Source organism: Vogesella mureinivorans (genome assembly GCF_007644035.1).
In the GTDB taxonomy this organism is placed as follows: domain Bacteria; phylum Pseudomonadota; class Gammaproteobacteria; order Burkholderiales; family Chromobacteriaceae; genus Vogesella; species Vogesella mureinivorans.
Map to the genome: position 1 here is coordinate 100,236 of NZ_VMTV02000047.1, position 19,641 is coordinate 119,876.

19 protein-coding genes are annotated in these 19,641 nt (G+C 62.4%); 11 read left to right on the forward strand and 8 right to left on the reverse strand.

What is annotated here, in order from left to right:
- Positions 1-84 precede the first annotated feature (84 nt).
- Both glyA and FLQ44_RS01500 read right to left on the reverse strand, forming a co-directional pair.
- Positions 85-1,329 (reverse strand): serine hydroxymethyltransferase, encoded by a 1,245-nt coding sequence (gene glyA, locus FLQ44_RS01495; protein WP_017508488.1) that lies wholly within the window; start codon positions 1,327-1,329, stop codon positions 85-87.
- A 124-nt stretch (positions 1,330-1,453) separates the two neighbouring features.
- Entirely contained in the window at positions 1,454-2,497 is a 1,044-nt protein-coding gene (locus tag FLQ44_RS01500; protein ID WP_240801151.1) for a hypothetical protein, read from the reverse strand.
- An 829-nt stretch (positions 2,498-3,326) separates the two neighbouring features.
- On the opposite strand from FLQ44_RS01500, the gene sbcB reads away from it, so the two are divergent.
- From sbcB to FLQ44_RS01535, 7 genes are all read left to right on the forward strand, one after another.
- Positions 3,327-4,751: an exodeoxyribonuclease I gene (sbcB, locus tag FLQ44_RS01505; RefSeq protein ID WP_147692742.1), complete on the forward strand. Its 1,425-nt coding sequence runs from the start codon at positions 3,327-3,329 to the stop codon at positions 4,749-4,751.
- A 152-nt stretch (positions 4,752-4,903) separates the two neighbouring features.
- Positions 4,904-5,674: a sulfite exporter TauE/SafE family protein gene (locus tag FLQ44_RS01510; RefSeq protein ID WP_147692743.1), complete on the forward strand. Its 771-nt coding sequence runs from the start codon at positions 4,904-4,906 to the stop codon at positions 5,672-5,674.
- A 95-nt stretch (positions 5,675-5,769) separates the two neighbouring features.
- Complete coding sequence (gene miaA / locus FLQ44_RS01515) at positions 5,770-6,714, forward strand: tRNA (adenosine(37)-N6)-dimethylallyltransferase MiaA (RefSeq protein ID WP_147692744.1); 945 nt, start codon at positions 5,770-5,772, stop codon at positions 6,712-6,714.
- Positions 6,715-6,742: 28 nt separating this feature from the next.
- On the forward strand, positions 6,743-7,255 hold the full coding sequence (locus FLQ44_RS01520) for a MarR family transcriptional regulator (protein ID WP_147692745.1): 513 nt from the start codon (positions 6,743-6,745) through the stop codon (positions 7,253-7,255).
- A 121-nt stretch (positions 7,256-7,376) separates the two neighbouring features.
- The gene (locus FLQ44_RS01525) at positions 7,377-8,780 is read left to right on the forward strand and encodes an efflux transporter outer membrane subunit (RefSeq protein ID WP_147692746.1); all 1,404 of its coding nucleotides are present in this window, start codon (positions 7,377-7,379) and stop codon (positions 8,778-8,780) included.
- Positions 8,781-8,805: 25 nt separating this feature from the next.
- Complete coding sequence (locus tag FLQ44_RS01530; protein WP_240801152.1) at positions 8,806-10,002, forward strand: HlyD family secretion protein; 1,197 nt, start codon at positions 8,806-8,808, stop codon at positions 10,000-10,002.
- Between the two features lie 9 nt (positions 10,003-10,011).
- On the forward strand, positions 10,012-11,556 hold the full coding sequence (locus FLQ44_RS01535) for a DHA2 family efflux MFS transporter permease subunit (protein WP_147692747.1): 1,545 nt from the start codon (positions 10,012-10,014) through the stop codon (positions 11,554-11,556).
- Positions 11,557-11,643: 87 nt separating this feature from the next.
- Here the strand turns inward: FLQ44_RS01535 and FLQ44_RS01540 are convergent, their stop codons facing one another.
- Together FLQ44_RS01540 and FLQ44_RS01545 are read right to left on the reverse strand one after the other, a co-directional pair.
- Entirely contained in the window at positions 11,644-11,988 is a 345-nt protein-coding gene (locus tag FLQ44_RS01540) for a RidA family protein (RefSeq protein WP_026107885.1), read from the reverse strand.
- Between the two features lie 112 nt (positions 11,989-12,100).
- Positions 12,101-13,282, reverse strand: a complete 1,182-nt coding sequence (locus FLQ44_RS01545) for a DesA family fatty acid desaturase (RefSeq protein WP_147692748.1) — start codon at positions 13,280-13,282, stop codon at positions 12,101-12,103.
- Between the two features lie 223 nt (positions 13,283-13,505).
- Here FLQ44_RS01545 and FLQ44_RS01550 point away from each other — a divergent pair, with 223 nt between their 5' ends.
- On the forward strand, positions 13,506-15,086 hold the full coding sequence (locus FLQ44_RS01550; RefSeq protein WP_240801153.1) for a YdgA family protein: 1,581 nt from the start codon (positions 13,506-13,508) through the stop codon (positions 15,084-15,086).
- A 282-nt stretch (positions 15,087-15,368) separates the two neighbouring features.
- On the opposite strand, the gene bfr is transcribed toward FLQ44_RS01550, so the two are convergent.
- Positions 15,369-15,839 carry a bacterioferritin gene (gene bfr, locus FLQ44_RS01555; RefSeq protein ID WP_147683859.1) on the reverse strand — a complete coding sequence of 157 codons (471 nt, stop codon included), beginning with the start codon at positions 15,837-15,839 and terminating at the stop codon, positions 15,369-15,371.
- Between the two features lie 115 nt (positions 15,840-15,954).
- Positions 15,955-16,149: a (2Fe-2S)-binding protein gene (locus FLQ44_RS01560; RefSeq protein ID WP_147683861.1), complete on the reverse strand. Its 195-nt coding sequence runs from the start codon at positions 16,147-16,149 to the stop codon at positions 15,955-15,957.
- 77 nt (positions 16,150-16,226) lie between these two features.
- On the opposite strand from FLQ44_RS01560, the gene FLQ44_RS01565 reads away from it, so the two are divergent.
- The 3 genes from FLQ44_RS01565 to mnmA all read left to right on the forward strand — a co-directional run bounded on the left by FLQ44_RS01565 (position 16,227) and on the right by mnmA (position 18,324).
- The gene (locus FLQ44_RS01565; RefSeq protein ID WP_147692750.1) at positions 16,227-16,700 is read left to right on the forward strand and encodes an NUDIX hydrolase; all 474 of its coding nucleotides are present in this window, start codon (positions 16,227-16,229) and stop codon (positions 16,698-16,700) included.
- Between the two features lie 71 nt (positions 16,701-16,771).
- Positions 16,772-17,251, forward strand: a complete 480-nt coding sequence (locus FLQ44_RS01570; RefSeq protein ID WP_147692751.1) for a hypothetical protein — start codon at positions 16,772-16,774, stop codon at positions 17,249-17,251.
- Complete coding sequence (gene mnmA, locus FLQ44_RS01575) at positions 17,239-18,324, forward strand: tRNA 2-thiouridine(34) synthase MnmA (RefSeq protein ID WP_338117448.1); 1,086 nt, start codon at positions 17,239-17,241, stop codon at positions 18,322-18,324. The genes FLQ44_RS01570 and mnmA overlap by 13 nt, the downstream gene beginning before the upstream one ends.
- A gap of 230 nt (positions 18,325-18,554) precedes the next feature.
- Here the strand turns inward: mnmA and FLQ44_RS01580 are convergent, their stop codons facing one another.
- Together FLQ44_RS01580 and FLQ44_RS01585 are read right to left on the reverse strand one after the other, a co-directional pair.
- Positions 18,555-19,100, reverse strand: coding sequence for an NADPH-dependent FMN reductase (locus tag FLQ44_RS01580; RefSeq protein ID WP_147692752.1), 546 nt, complete (start codon positions 19,098-19,100; stop codon positions 18,555-18,557).
- Positions 19,101-19,164: 64 nt separating this feature from the next.
- Positions 19,165-19,635, reverse strand: coding sequence for a RidA family protein (locus tag FLQ44_RS01585; protein ID WP_147692753.1), 471 nt, complete (start codon positions 19,633-19,635; stop codon positions 19,165-19,167).
- Positions 19,636-19,641 lie beyond the last annotated feature (6 nt).

Here is a 19,641-nt window from a genome sequence, read left to right on the forward strand (position 1 = left end):
TAACGACAGCGCAAAAAAACACCGCGCTTCTAGCGAAGGCGCGGTGTTTTGTACACAACAGCCGCCCGCAGGCGGCCGGGGTGATTACTTGGCGTACACCGGGAAGCGGCGAGCCAGGGCGGTAGCCTGCTCGGCTACGCGGGCCAGCACGGCGTCGTCGTTCGGGTTGTCCAGCACGTCGGCAACCAGGTTGGCCACGATGCGGGCTTCTTCTTCCTTGAAGCCGCGGGTGGTGATGGCCGGGGAGCCGATACGGATACCGGAAGTCACAAACGGGCTTTCCGGGTCGTTCGGGATGGCGTTTTTGTTGACGGTGATGTGCGCTTTGCTCAGGGCAGCATCGGCAGCCTTGCCGGTCAGGCCTTTAGGGCGCAGGTCTACCAGGAACACGTGGCTCTCGGTACGGCCAGAGATAATGCGCACGCCGCGGGCAGCCAGGGTTTCTGCCATGGCGGCAGCGTTTTTCAGGACCTGCTCCTGGTAGGTCTTGAATTCCGGCTGCAGCGCTTCTTTGAAGGCTACGGCTTTACCGGCGATAACGTGCATCAGTGGGCCGCCCTGCAGGGTCGGGAACACGTTGCTGTTCAGCGACTTCTCGAACTCGGCTTTGGCCAGAATGATGCCACCGCGCGGGCCACGCAGGGTCTTGTGGGTGGTGGAGGTCACGAAGTGGGCGTGCGGTACCGGGTTCGGGTACACACCAGCAGCCACCAGGCCTGCGTAGTGGGCCATGTCTACCATGAAGTAGGCGCCTACCTTGTCGGCGATTTCGCGCATGCGGGCCCAGTCAAAGCGCAGGGCGTAAGCGGAAGCACCACCGATGATCAGCTTCGGCTTGGTTTCCAGCGCTACGCGCTCCATGTCGTCGTAGTCGATCTCTTCGTTTTCGTTCAGACCGTAAGCCACAATGTTGAACATCTTGCCGGACAGGTTGGCCGGGGAGCCGTGGGTCAGGTGGCCACCGTGGCCAAGGTTCATACCCATGATGGTATCGCCCGGCTTCAGGATGGAGAAGTACACGGCCTGGTTGGCTTGCGAACCGGAGTGCGGCTGTACGTTGGCGTACTCGGCGCCAAACAGCTGCTTCACACGGTCGATGGCCAGCTGCTCTACCACGTCAACGTGCTCGCAACCGCCGTAGAAGCGTTTGCCCGGGTAGCCTTCGGCGTACTTGTTGGTCAGCTGGGAACCCTGGGCTTCCATCACGGCCGGGCTAGTGTAGTTTTCCGAGGCGATCAGCTCGATGTGATCTTCCTGGCGCACTACTTCTTCGCTCATGGCGGCGGCAAGTTCCGGGTCGTACTGGGCAATCTTGATATCTGCAAACATCGTCGACAATTCCATCAAAGGGTTATGGATGAAAAAATTCTAGCGCATTACGGCCACCGGCCGAAATGAACAAATGGCGAAGAAACAATGAATTGGATTCATGTTCCTTCGCCATTCTGTTGTCTTACTGCAGGGTCTGGCGCTGCGGCCAGTCGTCTGCGGTGAAAAACAGCGGGATGCCATCGCGGCTTTCCGGCTGCACATCCGGCACCAGCCGCACATCGCTTACCTGGCACTCGGCCATCAGCAGGCGGAAACTGGTTTCGATCTGGCCCACCACATCCTGCGCGGCCAGTGGCCACACAAAGCCACCCCAGTCTTTTTCGTTACCGGCAGCCGACACGGTAAAGTGCAGCTCGCCATTATCGTGGGCGGACACCACCGCCACCGGCTCCTGCCCCTGATCGCGCAACAAGCGGATCTGGCTGCTGGCAAACACCTGCAGCGCCACCTCCAGCCGGGCATGGTTGGCCGCAGCAATGGCTTGCATCAGCGGCATGGGCGGGCGCGGAATCGGGAACAGCGTCACGCCGTCGGTCTTGAGCTGGTCGCCCAGGAACTTCATCAGCGGCACACCCCAGGCACCCACACTGCCACCCAGCTTCACGGGGGCAGCTTCGCCCTCTTCCTGGATGGCCACGCCCAGCAGGTAGCGCAGGAACACGCCTTCGTCCTTGGCGGTGATGGCCGCAGCCGGCAGGTCCAGCGGCAGGCCACGGGCCGCATCGGCCAGCTGGCGGGTATAGCGGTAAATCTGAGCCGACGAGATATCGACAATCGAATCCGGGTGCAGCAGCTTGCCAGACAGGAACACCTCGGCCCCTGGCGCAAACAGGCCATGCTGACGGAACAGGCCATTCAGGCCGTCCACATCGGCAATGCGCTCCGGCAGCGTCACTTTATTCTTGCTGCCCACCACCAGTACCACCGGCACGGCAAACACCACCGCGTGGCGGCCACTGTCCGGGCGCTCGGCGGCATCGCGCAGGGCGTCCCACAGGATCTGGTAGGTTTGCTGCGAGGTCACCATCGCCAGCGCTACCGACAGCGACAGCAGCTCTTCACGCTCCAGCATCTCCAGCAGCGCGGCACGCAGGGAGTCCTGCCACATGGCGCGGTCGTCTTCGGTACGTGCATTCGCAATGGACTGCGCGTAGTGGATCAACATATTAGAAGGGGAAGATTCGGGGTACTGACGCGGATCGGGCAAAACGGGGCTTAAATCGCTCATTGCTGACAACCGGTGGGATGGGCAAAGACGGTATTTTCGCACAGGCGGGCAGCAAGGGCGAGCCCGTAACCGGTGCTAAATGCAGATTAGCGCAGGGGCATGGCGGGCAAACGCCGCAAAAGCCGGCCGCTGCGACACCTGGCGTGCAGCACGGCAGCAACGAGCAAGCGCTCGATTTTCATGTTCGAACATTCGATGTATCCAAGGCGCGACCAAATGTTATATTTTTTGCGCTTTTGTAAATTGTATACATTGACACTGCCCAGCGAGGTCTGGATAATCCGTCCTTGTTGAGATGCAGCAATTGCTTCTTGATAGTTTCTCCTCTATTTCTCCTTTGTAGACTTGGCGCGGGCATCAAACCCCGCGCATTTTTTTGCCTGCCGTTCGCGCACTGCAAAATCAGCCACTTAGCGCTGTCCACTCCCACACTACGCTTTACGCCCCACACCCGACACACTCTGCATTCTGCCGGCTGCCATACATTCCCCAGCACGAAACACCCCTATACCGTCCGTAAGGCGCATAGCCTGCCAGCGTGAAATGGATGTTCACATGAACACGCCGCCGCATTCGGATATGTTGTTATACGAAAATTCACAACACGGTAACGCCGCCGCATTCTGCACAAAACAGCCACCAGGCAGCGGGCATCGTGGCAGCAAGGCCCGCCCGTGGCAGCCCCCCCCACCCGTGCAGCACCACGCCGGCTTGGCCGCCAGCGGCCACGGTGGGACAATCGCCTTTTACGCCCGCCCGCCCCGCCATGACTCAGACCACTTTTTTCTGGCACGACTACGAAACCTTCGGCGCCGTCCCCCGCAGCGACCGCCCGGCGCAGTTTGCCGGCATTCGCACCGATAGCGAGCTAAACGAAATAGGCGAGCCGGTGATGCTGTACTGCCAGCCCACGCCGGATTTCCTGCCTTCGCCCGAAGCCTGCCTGCTGACCGGCATTACGCCACAGCGCTGCGCCGAGCTGGGCGTGCCGGAGCACCAGTTTGCCGCCGCCATCGAGCGCGAGCTGGGGCTGCCGGGTAGCATCGGCGTGGGTTACAACTCCATCCGCTTTGACGACGAAGTGACGCGCTACCTGCTGTGGCGCAACCTGAAAGACCCGTACGCGCGTGAATGGCAGCACGGCTGCAGCCGCTGGGATCTGCTGGACGTGGTGCGCACCACCTACGCGCTGCGCCCGGAAGGCATACAGTGGCCACGCCACGACACCGGCCTGCCCAGCTTCAAGCTGGAGCACCTCACTGCGGCCAACGGTCTGGCGCACGAGGCCGCGCACGACGCGCTGTCCGACGTGCGCGCTACCATCGCCCTGGCGCGGCTGATTCGCCAGCGCCAGCCCAAGCTGTTCGACTTTTGCCTGGACCTGCGCAAGAAAGACGCGGTGCGCCACCAGATCAGCCAGCACGCACCGCAGCCGCTGGTACACGTGTCCGGCATGTTTGGCAGCGAGCGCGGCAATGTGGCCATTGTGTGGCCGATTGCCGACCACCCGAGCAACAAGAACGAAGTATTGGTCTGGGACCTGGCGCACGACCCGCGCCAGCTGGCAGGGCTCTCGCCAGAAGACATCCGCCTGCGCCTGTTTACCCGCACTGCCGATTTGCCGGAAGGCGTCAGCCGGCTGCCGCTCAAGAGCATCCACGTCAATAAATCGCCCTTTGTGTGCAACAAGCTGGCGGTGCTGAGCGACGCGCGCGCCGCCGAGCTGGGCATAGACAAGGCGCTGGCGCTACAGCACGCCACCTACGCCGCCGCCCTGCCCGACCTGACCCCGGTATGGAAAGCCGTGTTCCGCCGCGAGGCGGGCGAGGCACCAGACGTAGACGAAAACCTGTACGGCGGCTTTGTCAGCTATAACGACCGCCGCATCCTGAACCGGCTGCAGCAGCTATCCGCCGCCGAGCTGGCCGCCGAGCGGCCGGCGTTTGAAGACAGCCAGCTCACACGCCTGCTGTGGCGCTACCGCGCGCGTAACTTTCCGCACAGCCTGAGCGCAGAAGAAGCCCAGCATTGGCAGCAGTGGTGCCAGCAAAAGCTGCACAGCGGCCAACCTGGCGGGCGCAGCCATGCCAGCTTCCAGCAAGAGCTGGCCACCCTGGCCGCCAACGCTACGCCTGCACAGCACACCATCCTGCAAGCCCTGCAAGACTGGGCGAGCCAGCTGCCGCAGTAGCCCATCTGCCAGCCAGCCGGGCAAGAGACAAGCCGGCTGGCTGGCGTTTTCTTTATTCGCTTTTTGAATAACTAACCATGAAATTCGTCTAAAGGCGAATAAACCCTTCGGTTAGCATGGCCCCCTTGTCAGTAAATACCGAAGGGTGCCCCATGGACTTGGGCTATGTGATTGCAGGCTTGGCCGTGGGCTTTATCGTGGGCCTCACCGGTGTGGGTGGCGGCTCGCTGATGACCCCCATCCTGCTGTGGTTCGGCATCAACCCCGCCACCGCCGTCGGCACAGACCTGCTGTATGCCTGCATCACCAAGATGGGTGGCGTGTGGGTACACCACAAGCAAAAGCACATCGACTGGCACATTACCCGCCTGCTGGCGCTGGGCAGCGTGCCTGCCGCACTGTTTACTGTCACCGCGCTGCACTTTTTGCAGCTGGAAACCGCCCATATCAATAAAGTCATCAAGGTCACACTCGGCTTTGCGCTGATGCTGACGGCCGTGGCTATCCTGTTTAAACCGTTCATCCTGAAACAGCTGGCGCGCATCAGCCCGCCGCGCCCAGAGGGCTATGTACCGGTAAAAGCCACCATCGCCACCGGCGTGGTACTGGGTGTGATCGTAACGCTGAGCTCGATTGGTGCCGGTGCCCTGGGCACGCTGGCGATTTTTGCGCTGTACCCGCTGCTGCCTACCGCACGGCTGGTGGGCACCGAAATCGCCCACGCGGTGCCGCTTACCCTGGTCGCCGGCCTGGGCCACGCCAGCATGGGCAATATGGACTACGGCTTGCTGGGCCAGCTGCTGGTGGGCTCGCTGCCGGGCATCTGGCTGGGCAGCCACATGACGCGCCGCGTGGCCGAGCAATGGCTGCGCCCCGCCCTAGCCATCATGATGGTATTGATCGGCGCCAAACTGGTGATGTAGTGCCAGAAACACACCGCAAAAAGCCGCCTGGTGCGGCTTTTTCTTTTAGCGCCTTGTGCGACAATAGCGGCCTTTATTTTGCACCTGGCTACCCGATGACTTCTCCCCACCGCGCCATCCTGCTGATGGGCCCCACCGCTTCCGGCAAAACCGGCCTGGCGCTGGCGCTGGCGCAGCGTTTTCCGGTAGAGATCATCAGCGTGGATTCCGCGCTGGTTTACCGCGACATGGATATTGGCACCGCCAAGCCCACCGCCCAGGAAATGGCCAGCTGCCCGCACCACCTGATCGACATCATCGACCCGACGGTGTCGTACTCGGCGGCGCAGTTTCACGCCGATGCCAACCGCCTGATTGCCGACATCTGCCGCCGTGGCCGCGTTCCGCTGCTGGTGGGTGGCACCATGCTGTACTTCAAGGCGCTGCTGGAAGGCTTGTCCGACCTGCCGCAGGCCGACGCCGCCACCCGTTCGCAGCTGGAAGAAGACGCCGCCCGCCTGGGCTGGCCCGCCATGCACCAAAGGTTGGCCGCAGTGGACCCGGAAACCGCTGCGCGGCTGGCACCCAATGACGCACAGCGCATACAGCGCGCCCTGGAGGTCTACCTGCTCAGCGGCCAAGCCATGTCGCAGCTTATCCGCCAGGGGCGCGACGACGCCGCCAGCTTTGCTACCCTGCGCCTGGCGCTGCAGCCGGCCGACCGCGCCTGGCTGCACGAGCGCATCGCGCTGCGCTTTGAACAAATGCTGGCGCAAGGCTTTCTGGATGAGGTAACGCAGCTGCGCCAGCGCTACGCCGGGCTATCGCTGGACCTGCCATCCATGCGCTGCGTAGGCTACCGCCAGGCCTGGGAATACCAGGACGGGCTGTATGATATGGCCGAGCTGCGCTACCGTGGCATCGCCGCCACGCGCCAGCTAGCCAAGCGCCAGCTCACCTGGCTGCGCAGCATGCCACAGAATACGCCGCTAGACTGCCAGTCGGCCGATTTGCTCACCCCGGTGGCGCAGCAGGTAGAAGCCTGGCTGGCTGCTTGTTAAAATTAGTAACGCACGTTACCATATTGCCATGTCCGAATACCCTACCTGCTGCAATAGCTTCATCCCGTGCGAACAAGCCGTGGACACCATCTCGCGCAAGATGCCCGGCGCCCCGCGCGAAGAAGTGCTGCTCACCCGGCTGTTCTTTCATATCCAGCCCTACCTTACCGGCTACTTCAACGAAACGCTGAAATGCCACGATATGAACGAAACCACCTGGATGGCACTGATGGTGCTGTACTCGCGGCCAGAGCAACGCATCAGCCCGTCCGAGCTATCGGACGCGCTGGCCTTTTCGCGCACCAACGCCACCCGCGTGGTGGACGACCTGTGCCAGCGCGACATGATGCAGCGCCTGCCTTCGCAAGAAGACCGCCGCAAAACCGAGCTGATCCTCACGGAAAAAGGCCTGGCCTTTATCGCCATGGTCATGCCGGAACAGCGCCAGCGCATGCGCGAGCTATGGCAGGATTTCAGCCCCGAAGAGCGTGCCTTGCTGGATGGCATGCTGCGCAAGCTCTTACGCAAAGTAGGCGGCTGATACAATCTGTTTCATACAGACTACAAGCCGATGCAATAGTATTGGTGTGATTAGGATAGAACCGGCTTGTGTGACACAGCCGGTTTTTTGACGCCCAACTAGTAACGCAGGTGATAATTACATGCGTAATATAAATACCCGCATGCCCGCCATTGCCCTACTGCCGTTAAGCCTGCTGCTGGCCAGCTGTGCCACACCGGATGTGGCCCCGCCCACAGCCAGCCTGCTCAGCCAGGAAAGCCTGGCCATTCAGCCTGCCAGCCAGCTGCCTGCGGCCAACTGGTGGTCTGCCATGAACGACCCGGTACTGGACCAGCTGGTCTCGGTAGCCCTGTCGCGCAGCCCGCGCCTGACCATGGCAGACGCCCGGCTACGCGCCGCCCGCGCCAGCAGCGATAGCGTTGCCAGCAGTGACGGCTTGCGCGTCAACGGCAGCGCCGGCTTTACCCGCGAACGCAGCTCCGAATACGGCAACAACCCGCCCGCCTACCGCGGCATCTATACCAACCTGGAAACCGTGGGGCTGGACGCCAGCTACCGCTTCGACTTCTGGGGCAAAACCCGCGCCCAGCTGGCTGCCGCACGCGGCCAGGCCCGCGCCGCCGAGCTGGAAGCCGACGATGCCCGCCAATGGCTGGCCTGGGCGGTAAGCAGCCAGTATCTGGAATGGCGCACCGCCCAGCATGCCCTGCAGCTGCTGCGCGAAGACCTGTCCCAGGCCGAAGCTTTGCTGCAAAGCGGCCAGACCCGCAGCAAACACGGCCTGGCCGCGCCCGAAGAGCTGGCGCAGCTGCAAGCCCAGCAGGCAGAAAGCCGCGAACGCCTGGCACGTGCCAGCCAGCGCGAAGCGCAGGCCAGCCACGCGCTGGCCGCGCTCAGCGCGCAGCCGCAAGCCAGCCTGGCCCAGCTGCCGGATGCCGCGCTACCGCAATGGCAGCTCGACACCCGCCCCTACAGCACCAGCATGCTGGGCCAGCGCGCCGACATCCAGGCTGCCCGCGAGCGGGTAGAGGCTGCCAGCGCCACGGTCCGTGCGGCACGTGCCGATTTTTACCCCGACCTGCGCATTGGCAGCCTGGCCGCGCTGTCGTCATCCGAGCTATCCAATTTGCTGAACCCCGGCGCGCGCCTGCTGCGCTTTGCCCCGGCGCTGACGCTGCCCATCTTCAGTAATGGCGAGCTGAACGCCCGCCTGTCCGGGCGCACCGCCGACTACGAACAAGCCGTGGCGCAGTACAACCAGACCCTGCTGGCCGCCGTACAGGAAACCGCCGACCGCAGCAGCCAGCTACACAGCCTGGCGCAGGCCGAAACGCAGGTACTGGCCGCCCAAGCCGCACGCCAAGAGGCAGCACGCGTACTGCAAGCCCGCGTAACCAGCGGCCTGGCATCGCGCAGCCAGTGGCTGGCAGAAAACCGCCGCTACACCCAGGCTCGCCTCACCACACTCGAAACCCGTGCCCAACGCCTGCAAGCGCAGGCCGCACTGTTGCGTGCGCTGGGTAGCCAGCGTACCGCCAGCTAGGCACTGCGCGCTAAAAGGATAAAACATGGAAAACACGATGGAACCCCAGCAGCCCAACGCCCGCCGTACCGCCCTCACCCGCTTGACCCTGGCCCTGGCGCTGGCAGGCCTGGCCGGCGGCGCCTACTGGTTTATCGCGGTGCGCCACCACCAAAGCACCGACGACGCCTACGCCGCCGGTAACCTGATCCCCATTTCCGCCCAGGTGGCCGGCAGCATCCGCGCCATTCATGCCGACGACACGCAAACCGTCCAGGCCGGTGATGTGCTGGTAAGCCTGGACAAAAGCGATGCCACGCTAGCGCTGGCCCGCGCCGAAGCCGACCTGGCGCAGGCCGTGCGCCAGACACGCCAGCTGATTTCGGTCAGCGGCAAGGCCGACGCCGTGGTAACGCAGCGCGAAGCCGACCTGGCACGCGCCCAGGCCGATGCCGCCCGCAGTGCAGGCGACCTGGCCCGCCGCGAAGCCGCCGCCAAAGAGCAGGCCATTTCGCAAGAAGAAGTCCAGCACGCCCGCGATGCGGCCAACACCGCCCGCGCCCAGCTGGCCGCGGCCAGTGCCGCGCTGAACGCTGCACGCGAAGACCAGCAAGCCAGCCGCGCGCTGGTGCTGGCCGATAGCGCCGAAAAGCAGCCCGCCGTGGCCCGCGCCGCCACCGCGGTACGTGAAGCCTGGCTGGCGCTGTCGCGCACCGACATCCGCGCCCCGCTCGCCGGGCAAATCGCCCGCCGCAGCGCCCAACCGGGCGCCCGCATTGCCCCCGGCACACCGCTGATGGCCGTGGCCGCGCTGGACAACGCCTGGGTGGATGCCAACTTCAAAGAAGGCCAGCTGCAAGACCTGCGTATTGGCCAGCCGGTAGCAGTACACGCCGACCAGTACGGCGACGATGTCACCTTCCACGGCAAAATCGCCGGCCTGGCTGCCGGCACCGGCAGCGTGTTTTCGCTGCTGCCGGCACAAAACGCCACCGGTAACTGGATCAAGGTGGTACAGCGCGTACCGGTGCGCATTACGCTGGACCCGGCCGAGCTGAAAGCCCACCCCCTGCGCCTGGGCCTGTCCATGCACGTGAGCGTGGACACCAGCCAGCAGGATGGCCCGCTGCTGAGCGCCGCCCCCAAAGCGGCACCGGTGCTGGCCACCAGCGTGTTTGACGGCAAGCTGGCCGAGGCCGACCGCCGCGTGGCGCAGATTGTTGCGGCCAACATCGGCAAATAAGGAGCCCGCATGGCACACCCCCCGCTACAAGGCCGCTCGCGCACGCTGGTGACCCTGGCGCTGTCGCTGGCAACCTTCATGCAGGTGCTGGACACCACCATCGCCAACGTGGCCATCCCCACCATTGCCGGCGACCTGGGCGCCTCCACCAGCCAGGGCACCTGGGTGATTACCTCGTTTGGCGTGGCCAACGCCATTGCGGTACCCATCACCGGCTGGCTGGCCAAAAAGCTGGGCGAAGTGCGGCTGTTCCTGATCGCCACCATCGGTTTCGTGCTGTCGTCGCTGTTGTGCGGCCTGGCGCCCAGCCTGGAGCTGCTGATCCTGTTCCGCGTGCTGCAAGGCGCGCTGGCCGGGCCGATGATTCCGCTGTCGCAAAGCCTGCTGCTGCAAAGCTATCCGCCCGAGAAGCGCGCCATTGCCATGGCGCTGTGGACGATGACCATCATCGTGGCGCCGATTTTCGGCCCCATTCTGGGCGGCTGGCTATCGGACAACTGGCACTGGAGCTGGATTTTCTTCATCAACGTGCCGGTGGGGGTGTTGGCTGCCTGGCTAAGCTGGCGCGAGCTGCGCCACCGCGAAACCACCATCCTGCAGCTGCCTATCGACAAGCTTGGCCTCATCTTGCTGGTGCTGGGCGTGGGCTGCCTGCAGATGATGCTGGACCGCGGCAAGGAGCTGGACTGGTTCCACTCCACCGAGATCGTCATCTATGGCGTGGTAGCGCTGCTGAGCCTGTCTTACCTGGTGGTGTGGGAGCTCACTGACAAGCACCCGGTGATCGACCTGTCGCTGTTCCGCGACCGCAACTTTACCGTGGGGGTGATCTCGGTCAGCGTGGGCTTCATGCTGTACTTCGGCGCCATCGTGCTGATGCCGCTGCTGATGCAAACGCAGATGGGCTTTACCGCCACCGAAGCCGGCCTGGCCACCGCACCGGTGGGCATTCTGCCGGTGCTGCTGTCGCCGATTATCGGCAAGAACGCGCAGCGGCTGGATATGCGCTGGGTGGTGACGGTGAGCTTTCTGGTATTTGCCCTGTGCTTCTGGTGGCGTGCCGTCACCTTCAACCCGGATATGACCTTTGCCGACGTGGTGTGGCCACAGTTTGTGCAGGGCATTGCGCTGGCGGGTTTCTTCATGCCGCTGACCACCATCACGCTGTCCAATATGAAACCGCAGCAGCTGGCCAGCGCCTCCAGCCTGTCCAACTTCATGCGTACGCTGGCCGGCTCGGTGGGCGCCTCGCTCACCACCTGGCAGTGGGAGCACCGCGAAGGCATCCACCATGTACAGCTTACCGACCACATCAGCCTGTACAACGAAAGCACGCGCCAGACGCTGGCTGGCATGCAGCAGCTGGGGCTAAGCCAAGAACAGGCCGCTGCGCTGATTACGCGCGACATCAGCCGCCAGGGGCTGTTTATCGGTGCCAACGAAATCTTCTGGCTGGCGGCGGGGCTGTTTTTGCTGCTAACCGGCCTGGTGTGGCTGGCACGCCCGCCCAAGGCGGTGCCCGGTGCCGCACCGGTGGTGGACGCAGGGCACTAAAGCGCAACACTGCGGCCAACGTTGGCCGCACAATGCAACAAGGGCAAGGTCTGGCGACCTTGCCCTTGTTTTTTACTGCCGCAAAACCTAGCGTGCAGCCACGATGCGGATCTCTACCTTCCAGTCCGGGTGCGCCAGCTTGGCGCCTACCGTGCAGCGCACCGGCGCGTGGCCTTCGGCTACCCAGGCGTCCCAGGCTTCGTTCATCTGGTCGAATTCGGCCAGATCGGGCATGAAAATGGTGGCTTCGATAATGCGGGTTTTGTCGCTATCCAGCTCGGCCAGCACTTTGTCTACCAGCGCCAGGGTTTCGGCGGTTTGCTCGCGGGCGTTACCCTGGCCGCTTTCCGGCACCTGTACGGTGTAGATCAGGCCGTTTACCACCACGGCTTCGGACATGCGTTTACCTGGCAGATGACGATAGATACTCATGGCAGCTCCTGTAGCAATAACAAGGGAAAGCGCGGATTGTAGCGCAGCCATGCCAGCCGGCTGCAATAAAAAAGCGCCGCATCAAGCGGCGCTTTGGCGGGCAGTAGCAGGCTTAGGCTACCGCGGCAGTACGCAGGCTTTGCGCAAAGCGCTGCAGCGATTCGATACCGCTGGCCTCGGCGCGGTTGCACCAGTCCTGCAGCTCTTTCAGCAGCTCGTCACGGGTCAGCGAGGAACGCTCCCACAGGCGGGTCAGCTCCTGGCGCATGCTGTACACGGTGTTCAGCACCTGGCTCTTGGCCAGCACGGCGGCCAGCTGGGCGCGCTCGGCCATCGGGGTGTCTTTGGCATCCTGCTTCAGCCACACCTTCATCTTGCGCGCCAGGTCGGTATTGCCCAGCTCCGGCAGCTGCAGCTTGGCTGCTTCGGCACGGTACACATCCTTCAGCTCGCGCGCGTAGCGGGCCGCCACGGCGTAGCGGTTGGCGATGATGGCTTGCAGGTGGTCCAGGTCCAGCTGCGGGTTGGCCGCATTCTGCACCAGACGCGGTGCTACCTTGCGCACTTTGGCCAAGCCCAGGATTTCCATGATGCGGATATACATCCAGCCGATATCAAACTCGAACCACTTGTACGACAGCTTGGCCGAGGTACCAAAGGTGTGGTGGTTGTTGTGCAGTTCTTCGCCACCAATCAGGATGCCCCACGGCACGATATTGGTAGAGGCGTCTTCGTTTTCGAAGTTGCGGTAGCCCCAGTAGTGGCCAATACCGTTGATCACGCCAGCGGCAAAAAACGGAATCCACGCCATCTGCACGGCCCAGATCGCCAGGCCGGCGCCGCCGAACAACACCAGGTTGATGACCAGCATCAGCAAGATACCCTTGCCGGTCTGGCCGGTGTACACGTGGCGTTCCAGCCAGTCGTCCGGGGTGCCGTGGCCGAATTTTTCCATGATGCTGCGGTCTTTGCAGGCCTCACGGTACAGCTCGGCGCCTTGCCACATGACCTTGTTGACACCCAGCACTTGCGGGCTGTGCGGGTCTTCGGCGGTTTCGCAGCGCGCATGGTGTTTGCGGTGGATGGACGCCCACTCCTTGGTGACCTGGCCAGTGGTAAGCCACAGCCAGAAACGGAAGAAGTGGCTAGGAATCGGGTGCAGATCCAGCGCACGGTGCGCCTGATGGCGGTGCAGGAAAATGGTGACAGAGGCAATGGTGATGTGGGTGAGCACCAGCGCCACCACGATATAGCCCCACCAGGGCAGGTCGATCAGACCGTTAAGCCATTCCATTTATGGGTCAAACCTCATGGTACGTAGAAACAATGCCTCATTTTACACCCATTACTTTAATGAAACCCAGCACATTCGCCAGCATACCCCATAGAAAACTGCACAAAATGCCATGGAAATTCAATGAACAAGCGCACCGCGGCCAACATCGGCCCGCATGCCGATTCATAAGCCGGCGCAGGTATTGTAAGATGCCCGTTCATTTCGTTTTTCAGGCCGGATCGTGAACGTTAACAAGCAACACCTCAAACTGGCTGCCGCCGGTATCGCCGGTGCCTTCGTACTGTACGGTGGCTTTGCCTACTGGGCCGGCATCAAGGCCGAAGAAACCCTGGCCGAACAGCACCGCATGATTGCCGCGATGTCGGTCTTCACGGTGAAATCGCACCAGTACGAGCGCGGCTGGTTCTCGTCCGAAGAAACCACCGAGCTGGCGCTAAACCAGCAGCTGCTGGGCCCCTACATCGGCCTGCTGCCGGAAAACCTGCGCCCGCTGCTGGGCGGCACGCTGCGCTACCGCCACCAGGTACGCCACGGGCTGCTACCCGGCCTGTTTGACATGGACCTGCGCCCGGCGCGCGCCATTGTGCGCACCGAGTTCGACATGAGCGACGCCACGCGCAAGACACTGCAGCGCTTCTTTGGCGACGCGCCCCCGATTACCGTGATTAACCGCCTGGGCCTGACCGGCGGTGGCGAGCTGGCCGTGACCGTGCCCACCTTCGACTACGAAGAAACGCTGGCTGGCGTGAAAATGGGCTGGAAAGGCTTTGACCTGAAAGTCAATTACCAGGCCGGCTACAAGGAATACCACGTCGAATCCACCAGCCCGGGCTTTACGCTGGAAGCCGGCCCCAAAGGCCGCTTTGCCTTCGACGGCGTGAAATACCTGTCCGAAGTACGCCCCGGCAACAGCGGTGTAAAACTGGGCAGCAGCGAGCTGACAGTGGGCGATATCAAGCTCAACTGGAACGAAGCCATCCCCTACAGCATCAAGCTGAACGAGCTGATCTACCTGGTGGGCCGCGTGCGCGTGGGCGAGTTCATCAACCCGTCCGGCGAATTCCGCCCGTCCAACGTCGGCCTGTCCAAGCTGAAATACCAGATTGTCACCAGCGAGCAGGACGACTTCGTCAACACCCGTGGCAAGCTGGATTTCGAGCGCTTTACCTACAACGACAGCCTGTACGGCCCGTTCAAGCTGGATATTTCGGCCAACCATCTGCACGGCCCTACCCTGGTGAAGCTGGACGACGCACTGGGCAAGCTGCCCTTCCAGGGCCTGGAACCGGCGCAGCTGCGCAAGAAATACCTGGACACCATCGTGAAGGAAGGCCTGCCCCTGCTGCAGAACGACCCGAAACTGATGGTGAATGCCTTCTACCTCAAAATGCCTAGCGGCGTGGCGCAGGCCAGCGGTAGCCTGGCGCTGAAAGGCTTCCAGCAGAGCGACCTGAAAAACACCCTGCTGTTCCTGAAACGCTTTTCCGCACAGGCCAATATCGAGCTGCCACAGCAAACCCTGGAAAACCTGGTGGTAGCGCAAGCACGCAACCTGTTTACCGTGGACGCCAGCGCAGAAGACCAGCCGGACCTGGAAGAAATCGACGCCCTGGCGCGCAGCCTGCTGTCTGCCCAGCTGGACGAATGGGCCGCGCAGCAGCTGATTCGTCGCGAAGGGGGCCAGATCAGCACCAGCCTGCTGTTCAACGAAGGCATCCTGAAAGTAAACAACCACAACGTGGCGCTGCCATGGCAAGAGCCGGAAGAACCCGCCCCGGAAGAAGCCTCCGCCGCGCAGTAAGGTTGGCCGCATCGTTGCGGCTTATAAAGCCCACCCCGTCTGCACGGCAAACGGGGTGGGCCATCAAAAAAGCCCGTCAGACGACGGGCTTTTTTGATGACAAACGCTCTTTGCAACGCAAACAGCGTTTGTCTTGTAAACAGTAAGGCTGCGAATTTAACTACTGGTGTGGTGCGGCCCGGCTTTGCCGGGTCCGGTGCCAGTTAAACAGGCACCTTGTCCGCAGTCTAAAAAGCCCGTCAGTTGACGGGCTTTTTTGTACCAAGCGATACAGCCAGCAGCTTAGTCTTCGATCATGCTTTGCTGGTAGTTGGCCAGGCCCAGTTTTTCGATCAAACCGAGCTGGGTTTCCAGCCAGTCGATGTGCTCTTCTTCGCTATCAAGCACGCTGGTCAGCAGGTCGCGGGTCACGTAGTCTTTTACCGACTCGCAGTAGGCGATGGCGTCTTTCAGCAGCGGCAGGCTTTCGGTGTCCAGCTTCAGGTCGCACTCCAGGATTTCCTGGGTGTTTTCACCGATGTACAGCTTGCCCAGGTCTTGCAGGTTGGGCAGGCCTTCCAGAAACAGGATGCGTTCGATCAGCTTGTCGGCGTTTTTCATTTCCACGATGGATTCGTGGTATTCGTGCTCGTTCAGCTCTTGCAGGCCCCAGTTCTTGAAGATGCGGGCGTGCAGAAAGTACTGGTTGATGGCGGTAAGCTGGGTTTTGAGAATCTGGTTCAGAAACTTGATGACTTTCTTGTCGCCTTGCATGGCCGTGACCTCCTGCTATATCGAATTGCAGGGATTATGGCACAAAATGATGCAATGACAAGCTTGGCAGAGACCGCCAAAATGCAATGGGAATGCGATTGATTCTGCAGAAAAATCAGGCAGCTACCAGCTCGGGTTCGCTGATTTGCAACAGGGTTTGCTTGCGTACCTGGTTGGCACTGCAGGCGCAGCGGCCGCACTCGGTGGCCACGCCCAGATCACGCGCCAAGTCGCGCATGGTGACGGCGCCGTCGAAGACAGCTTGGCGGATGTCGCGGTCGGTTACACCGTGGCAAAGGCAAACGTACATGGCAGCACCTTGTGATGATTAAGAATAAGTCGCAATACGTGTATATTAGAAACAAATGATAACGATTGTCAATTGATATGAGCAGCCTTACCCCCGATACGCAGTGGAAACCCAACACCACCGTCGCCGCCATCATCGAGCGTGATGGCCGCTTTCTGATGGTGCGCGAAAACACCGAGCATGGCCTGCGCCTGAACCAGCCCGCCGGGCACATGGAATACGGCGAAACGCTGCTGCAGGCCGTAGCGCGCGAAGCGCTGGAAGAAACCGGCTATGCGGCCAACCCTGTAGCGCTTTGCGGTATTTATCTGGCAGACAAGGACGACAGCAGCGGCATTACCTATCTGCGCTTTGCTTTTGTGTGCCAGGCCGATAGCCAGCCGCTACGCAGCCAGCTGGACGAGGGCATTGTGGAGGCGGTATGGCTCACTGCCGCAGAAATCCACGCGCAGCAGGCCATCTGGCGCAGCCCGCTGGTGGGCCGCTGCCTGGATGACTACCTAGCCGGGCAGCGCCTGCCGCTGGCCAGCATTTATCACCACGGGCGTTAGCCACCATGCGCCGGGCAGCCCTGCTTTTATCGCTATGTCTGGCCCTGCCCGCCCCGCGGGCCGGTGCAGAGGTGCTAACCCTCTGTTACCATTACGGTTGCGATCGCAGCAGCGCCATTGATTTACAGCCCGATGCCCTGATCTGGTTCGAGCAACGCCTGCGCCAGGCAGACAACGCGGCCGACGAACGTGCCGCCCTGCAAGATGTGGTGCTGGCGTATTACCAGATAGCCGCGCAGGTGCTGCCCATTGCCGAAGACCAGGGCGGCAACCAGGAAGATGCCCGCATGCTGGGCCGCATGGACTGCCTGGACCACACGCATAATCTGCACGGCCTACTGGCCCTGCTACAGGGCCACCAGCTGCTGCGCTACCACCAGCTGTCGGCCGACGTGTTTCGCGCCCCGCTGCTGTTTAATGCACACCACGCCGTGGCGCTGCAGGATACCGACAGTGGCCAGATCTGGGTAATGGATAGCTGGTTCCGACATTTCGGGGCACCACCGGTGGTGGTGCCTCTTGCACTTTGGAAGGAAGGATTTTCCCCGTGACGGGTAAGAAACGTATTGTTGTCGGCATGTCCGGCGGCGTGGATTCGTCGGTAACGGCCTGGCTGCTGAAACAGCAAGGCCACGAAGTCATCGGCGTATTCATGCAAAACTGGGAAGACGATAACGACGACGAGTACTGCTCCATCAAGCAGGATGCGCTGGACGCCATGAGCGTGGCCGACATTGTCGGCATCGATATGGAAATCGTGAACTTTGCCAAGGAATACAAAGACCGCGTGTTTTCGTATTTCCTGAAAGAGTACTCGGCCGGCCGCACGCCTAACCCGGACGTGCTGTGCAATGCCGAAATCAAGTTCAAGGCCTTTCTGGACTACGCCATGGCCATGGGTGCCGACTGTATCGCCACCGGCCACTACGCCCGCAAGCTGGAACAAGACGGCGTGCACTACCTGATGAAGGGCGTGGACCACACCAAAGACCAGAGCTACTTTCTGTACCGCTTGCAGCAGCACCAGCTGGCACGCGCAATCTTCCCGCTGGGCGACATCCACAAAACCGAAGTACGCCGCCTGGCCGAAGAAGCCGGCCTGCCCACTGCTGGCAAGAAAGACTCCACCGGTATCTGTTTTATCGGCGAGCGCCCGTTCCGCGAGTTCCTGCAGCGCTACCTGCCCACCAAGCCGGGCGAGATGATCACGCCGGACGGCAAGGTCGTGGGCGAACACGTGGGCCTGATGTTCTACACCCTGGGCCAGCGCAAGGGCCTGAATATCGGCGGCGCCAAAGATGGCACCGGCGACCCGTGGTTCGTGGCCGGCAAAGACATGGCAGCCAACCGCCTGGTGGTGGTACAGGGCCACGACCACCCGCTGCTGCTGAAGCCTACGCTGCAGATGGACGACCTGTCGTGGACGCTGCCGCAAGCACCGGCCGCTGGCAGCTACGCCGCCAAAAACCGCTACCGCATGGCCGATGCCCCGTGCAGCCTGTCGCCGGTAGTGGATGGCAAAGCCACGCTGACCTTCCGCGACAAGCAGTGGGCGGTAACACCCGGCCAATCTGCCGTGCTGTACGACGGCGATATCTGCCTGGGTGGCGGCATTATCCAGTAATACCCGCTGTATAAACGTAGCAAGGCCGCGCCCGTGGGCGCGGCCTTGCTATATGACAAACCCTGTTTCTAACGCAAACGGGGTTTGTCTTGCTAAACGGCAAGGCTGCGGATGCCATGACTTGTCGTGTGCGGCCCGGCTTTGCCGGGTCCGGTACACGCAGGGTCGATACGCTGTTCGCAGCCTGAAGGCCGCGCCCCCGGGCGCGGCCTTGTCGTTTCAGCGCTGCCTTAGCCGCTCAGGCGGGCATGCCAGGCCTGCAATGCGGCCAACTGTTTGCGGATGTTTTCCTGAATCGCCGCGTCCAGCAGGTTGCCATCGCCGTCAAAGCCGCCGGCAAAGGCATTGGCAAACACCTCGGGCTGGTTCAGCACGTGCACGTTCAGGTACACGCACACCTGGCGCAGGTGGTACTGCGCACGCGAGGTACCCATGCCACCGCCCGCCCCCATGATGGCCGCCGGCTTGCCCGCCAGCAGCGCATTGCCCGGCTCGCGCGAGGCCCAGTCCAGCGCGTTTTTCAGCGCAGGGGCAATGGAATAGTTGTACTCCGGGCAGGCCAGCAGCAAGGCATCGGCCGCGGCCAGCTGCCCCAGCAGGCGCTGCACGGCAGCCGGCTTGTCGCTGATATCGGCGTTATAAAACGGCATATCGGACAAATCGGCCATCGTCAGCTGCATGCCCTCGGGCAAGTTGGCCGCAGCGTAGCGCAGCAGGCCTTTATTGGCAGATTTCTGGCGCAGGCTGCCACAGATGGCAAGAACATTCAGGCTCATGGTGTACTCCTTGTGGGGGACTCATCCGGTATACGCCATGGCCGCGCCGCACGCCAGCCCGCCATCAGGCGGCAATGGCCACCATATCCAGCTCCACCGCAGCATTTTTGGGCAGCTGGTACACACCTACCGACGTGCGCACGTGCACGCCGGCCTCGCCCAGCAGCTGGTACAGCAGGGCCGAGGCGGCGTTGGCCACCTCGCTCTGGCGGGTAAAACCGGCCGCGCTCTGCACGTACACATTCAGGCGCAGGATGCGCGCCACCCCGTCCAGCGAGCCCAGATGCTGGTACAGCAGCACCAGCGCGCGTAGGCAGGCAATGTGCGCTGCGTGGCAGGCGTTGGCCTCGCTACAGCTGTCGCCCACGCGCCCCTGCACCACTACCTGGCTGCCCACGCGCGGTATCTGGCCGCTAATGTGGATTTCCTGCCCGTGCTGCATCAGCGGCACATACTGGCCGCCGATCTGCAGCGCCTCGTGCAGGTCTAGCCCTACCGCTGCGCAGCATGCGGCCAACTGTTGGTTCCGTGTCATGCGCTG

What these genes read in the sequence shown, in the direction of transcription:
- glyA (WP_017508488.1), bottom strand. Translation starts at nt 1,329, where the DNA reads ATGTTTGCAGATATCAAGATTGCCCAGTACGACCCGGAACTTGCCGCC.
- FLQ44_RS01500 (WP_240801151.1), bottom strand. Translation starts at nt 2,497, where the DNA reads ATGTTGATCCACTACGCGCAGTCCATTGCGAATGCACGTACCGAAGAC.
- sbcB (WP_147692742.1), top strand. Translation starts at nt 3,327, where the DNA reads ATGACTCAGACCACTTTTTTCTGGCACGACTACGAAACCTTCGGCGCC.
- FLQ44_RS01510 (WP_147692743.1), top strand. Translation starts at nt 4,904, where the DNA reads ATGGACTTGGGCTATGTGATTGCAGGCTTGGCCGTGGGCTTTATCGTG.
- miaA (WP_147692744.1), top strand. Translation starts at nt 5,770, where the DNA reads ATGACTTCTCCCCACCGCGCCATCCTGCTGATGGGCCCCACCGCTTCC.
- FLQ44_RS01520 (WP_147692745.1), top strand. Translation starts at nt 6,743, where the DNA reads ATGTCCGAATACCCTACCTGCTGCAATAGCTTCATCCCGTGCGAACAA.
- FLQ44_RS01525 (WP_147692746.1), top strand. Translation starts at nt 7,377, where the DNA reads ATGCGTAATATAAATACCCGCATGCCCGCCATTGCCCTACTGCCGTTA.
- FLQ44_RS01530 (WP_240801152.1), top strand. Translation starts at nt 8,806, where the DNA reads ATGGAAAACACGATGGAACCCCAGCAGCCCAACGCCCGCCGTACCGCC.
- FLQ44_RS01535 (WP_147692747.1), top strand. Translation starts at nt 10,012, where the DNA reads ATGGCACACCCCCCGCTACAAGGCCGCTCGCGCACGCTGGTGACCCTG.
- FLQ44_RS01540 (WP_026107885.1), bottom strand. Translation starts at nt 11,988, where the DNA reads ATGAGTATCTATCGTCATCTGCCAGGTAAACGCATGTCCGAAGCCGTG.
- FLQ44_RS01545 (WP_147692748.1), bottom strand. Translation starts at nt 13,282, where the DNA reads ATGGAATGGCTTAACGGTCTGATCGACCTGCCCTGGTGGGGCTATATC.
- bfr (WP_147683859.1), bottom strand. Translation starts at nt 15,839, where the DNA reads ATGCAAGGCGACAAGAAAGTCATCAAGTTTCTGAACCAGATTCTCAAA.
- FLQ44_RS01560 (WP_147683861.1), bottom strand. Translation starts at nt 16,149, where the DNA reads ATGTACGTTTGCCTTTGCCACGGTGTAACCGACCGCGACATCCGCCAA.
- FLQ44_RS01565 (WP_147692750.1), top strand. Translation starts at nt 16,227, where the DNA reads ATGAGCAGCCTTACCCCCGATACGCAGTGGAAACCCAACACCACCGTC.
- FLQ44_RS01580 (WP_147692752.1), bottom strand. Translation starts at nt 19,100, where the DNA reads ATGAGCCTGAATGTTCTTGCCATCTGTGGCAGCCTGCGCCAGAAATCT.
- FLQ44_RS01585 (WP_147692753.1), bottom strand. Translation starts at nt 19,635, where the DNA reads ATGACACGGAACCAACAGTTGGCCGCATGCTGCGCAGCGGTAGGGCTA.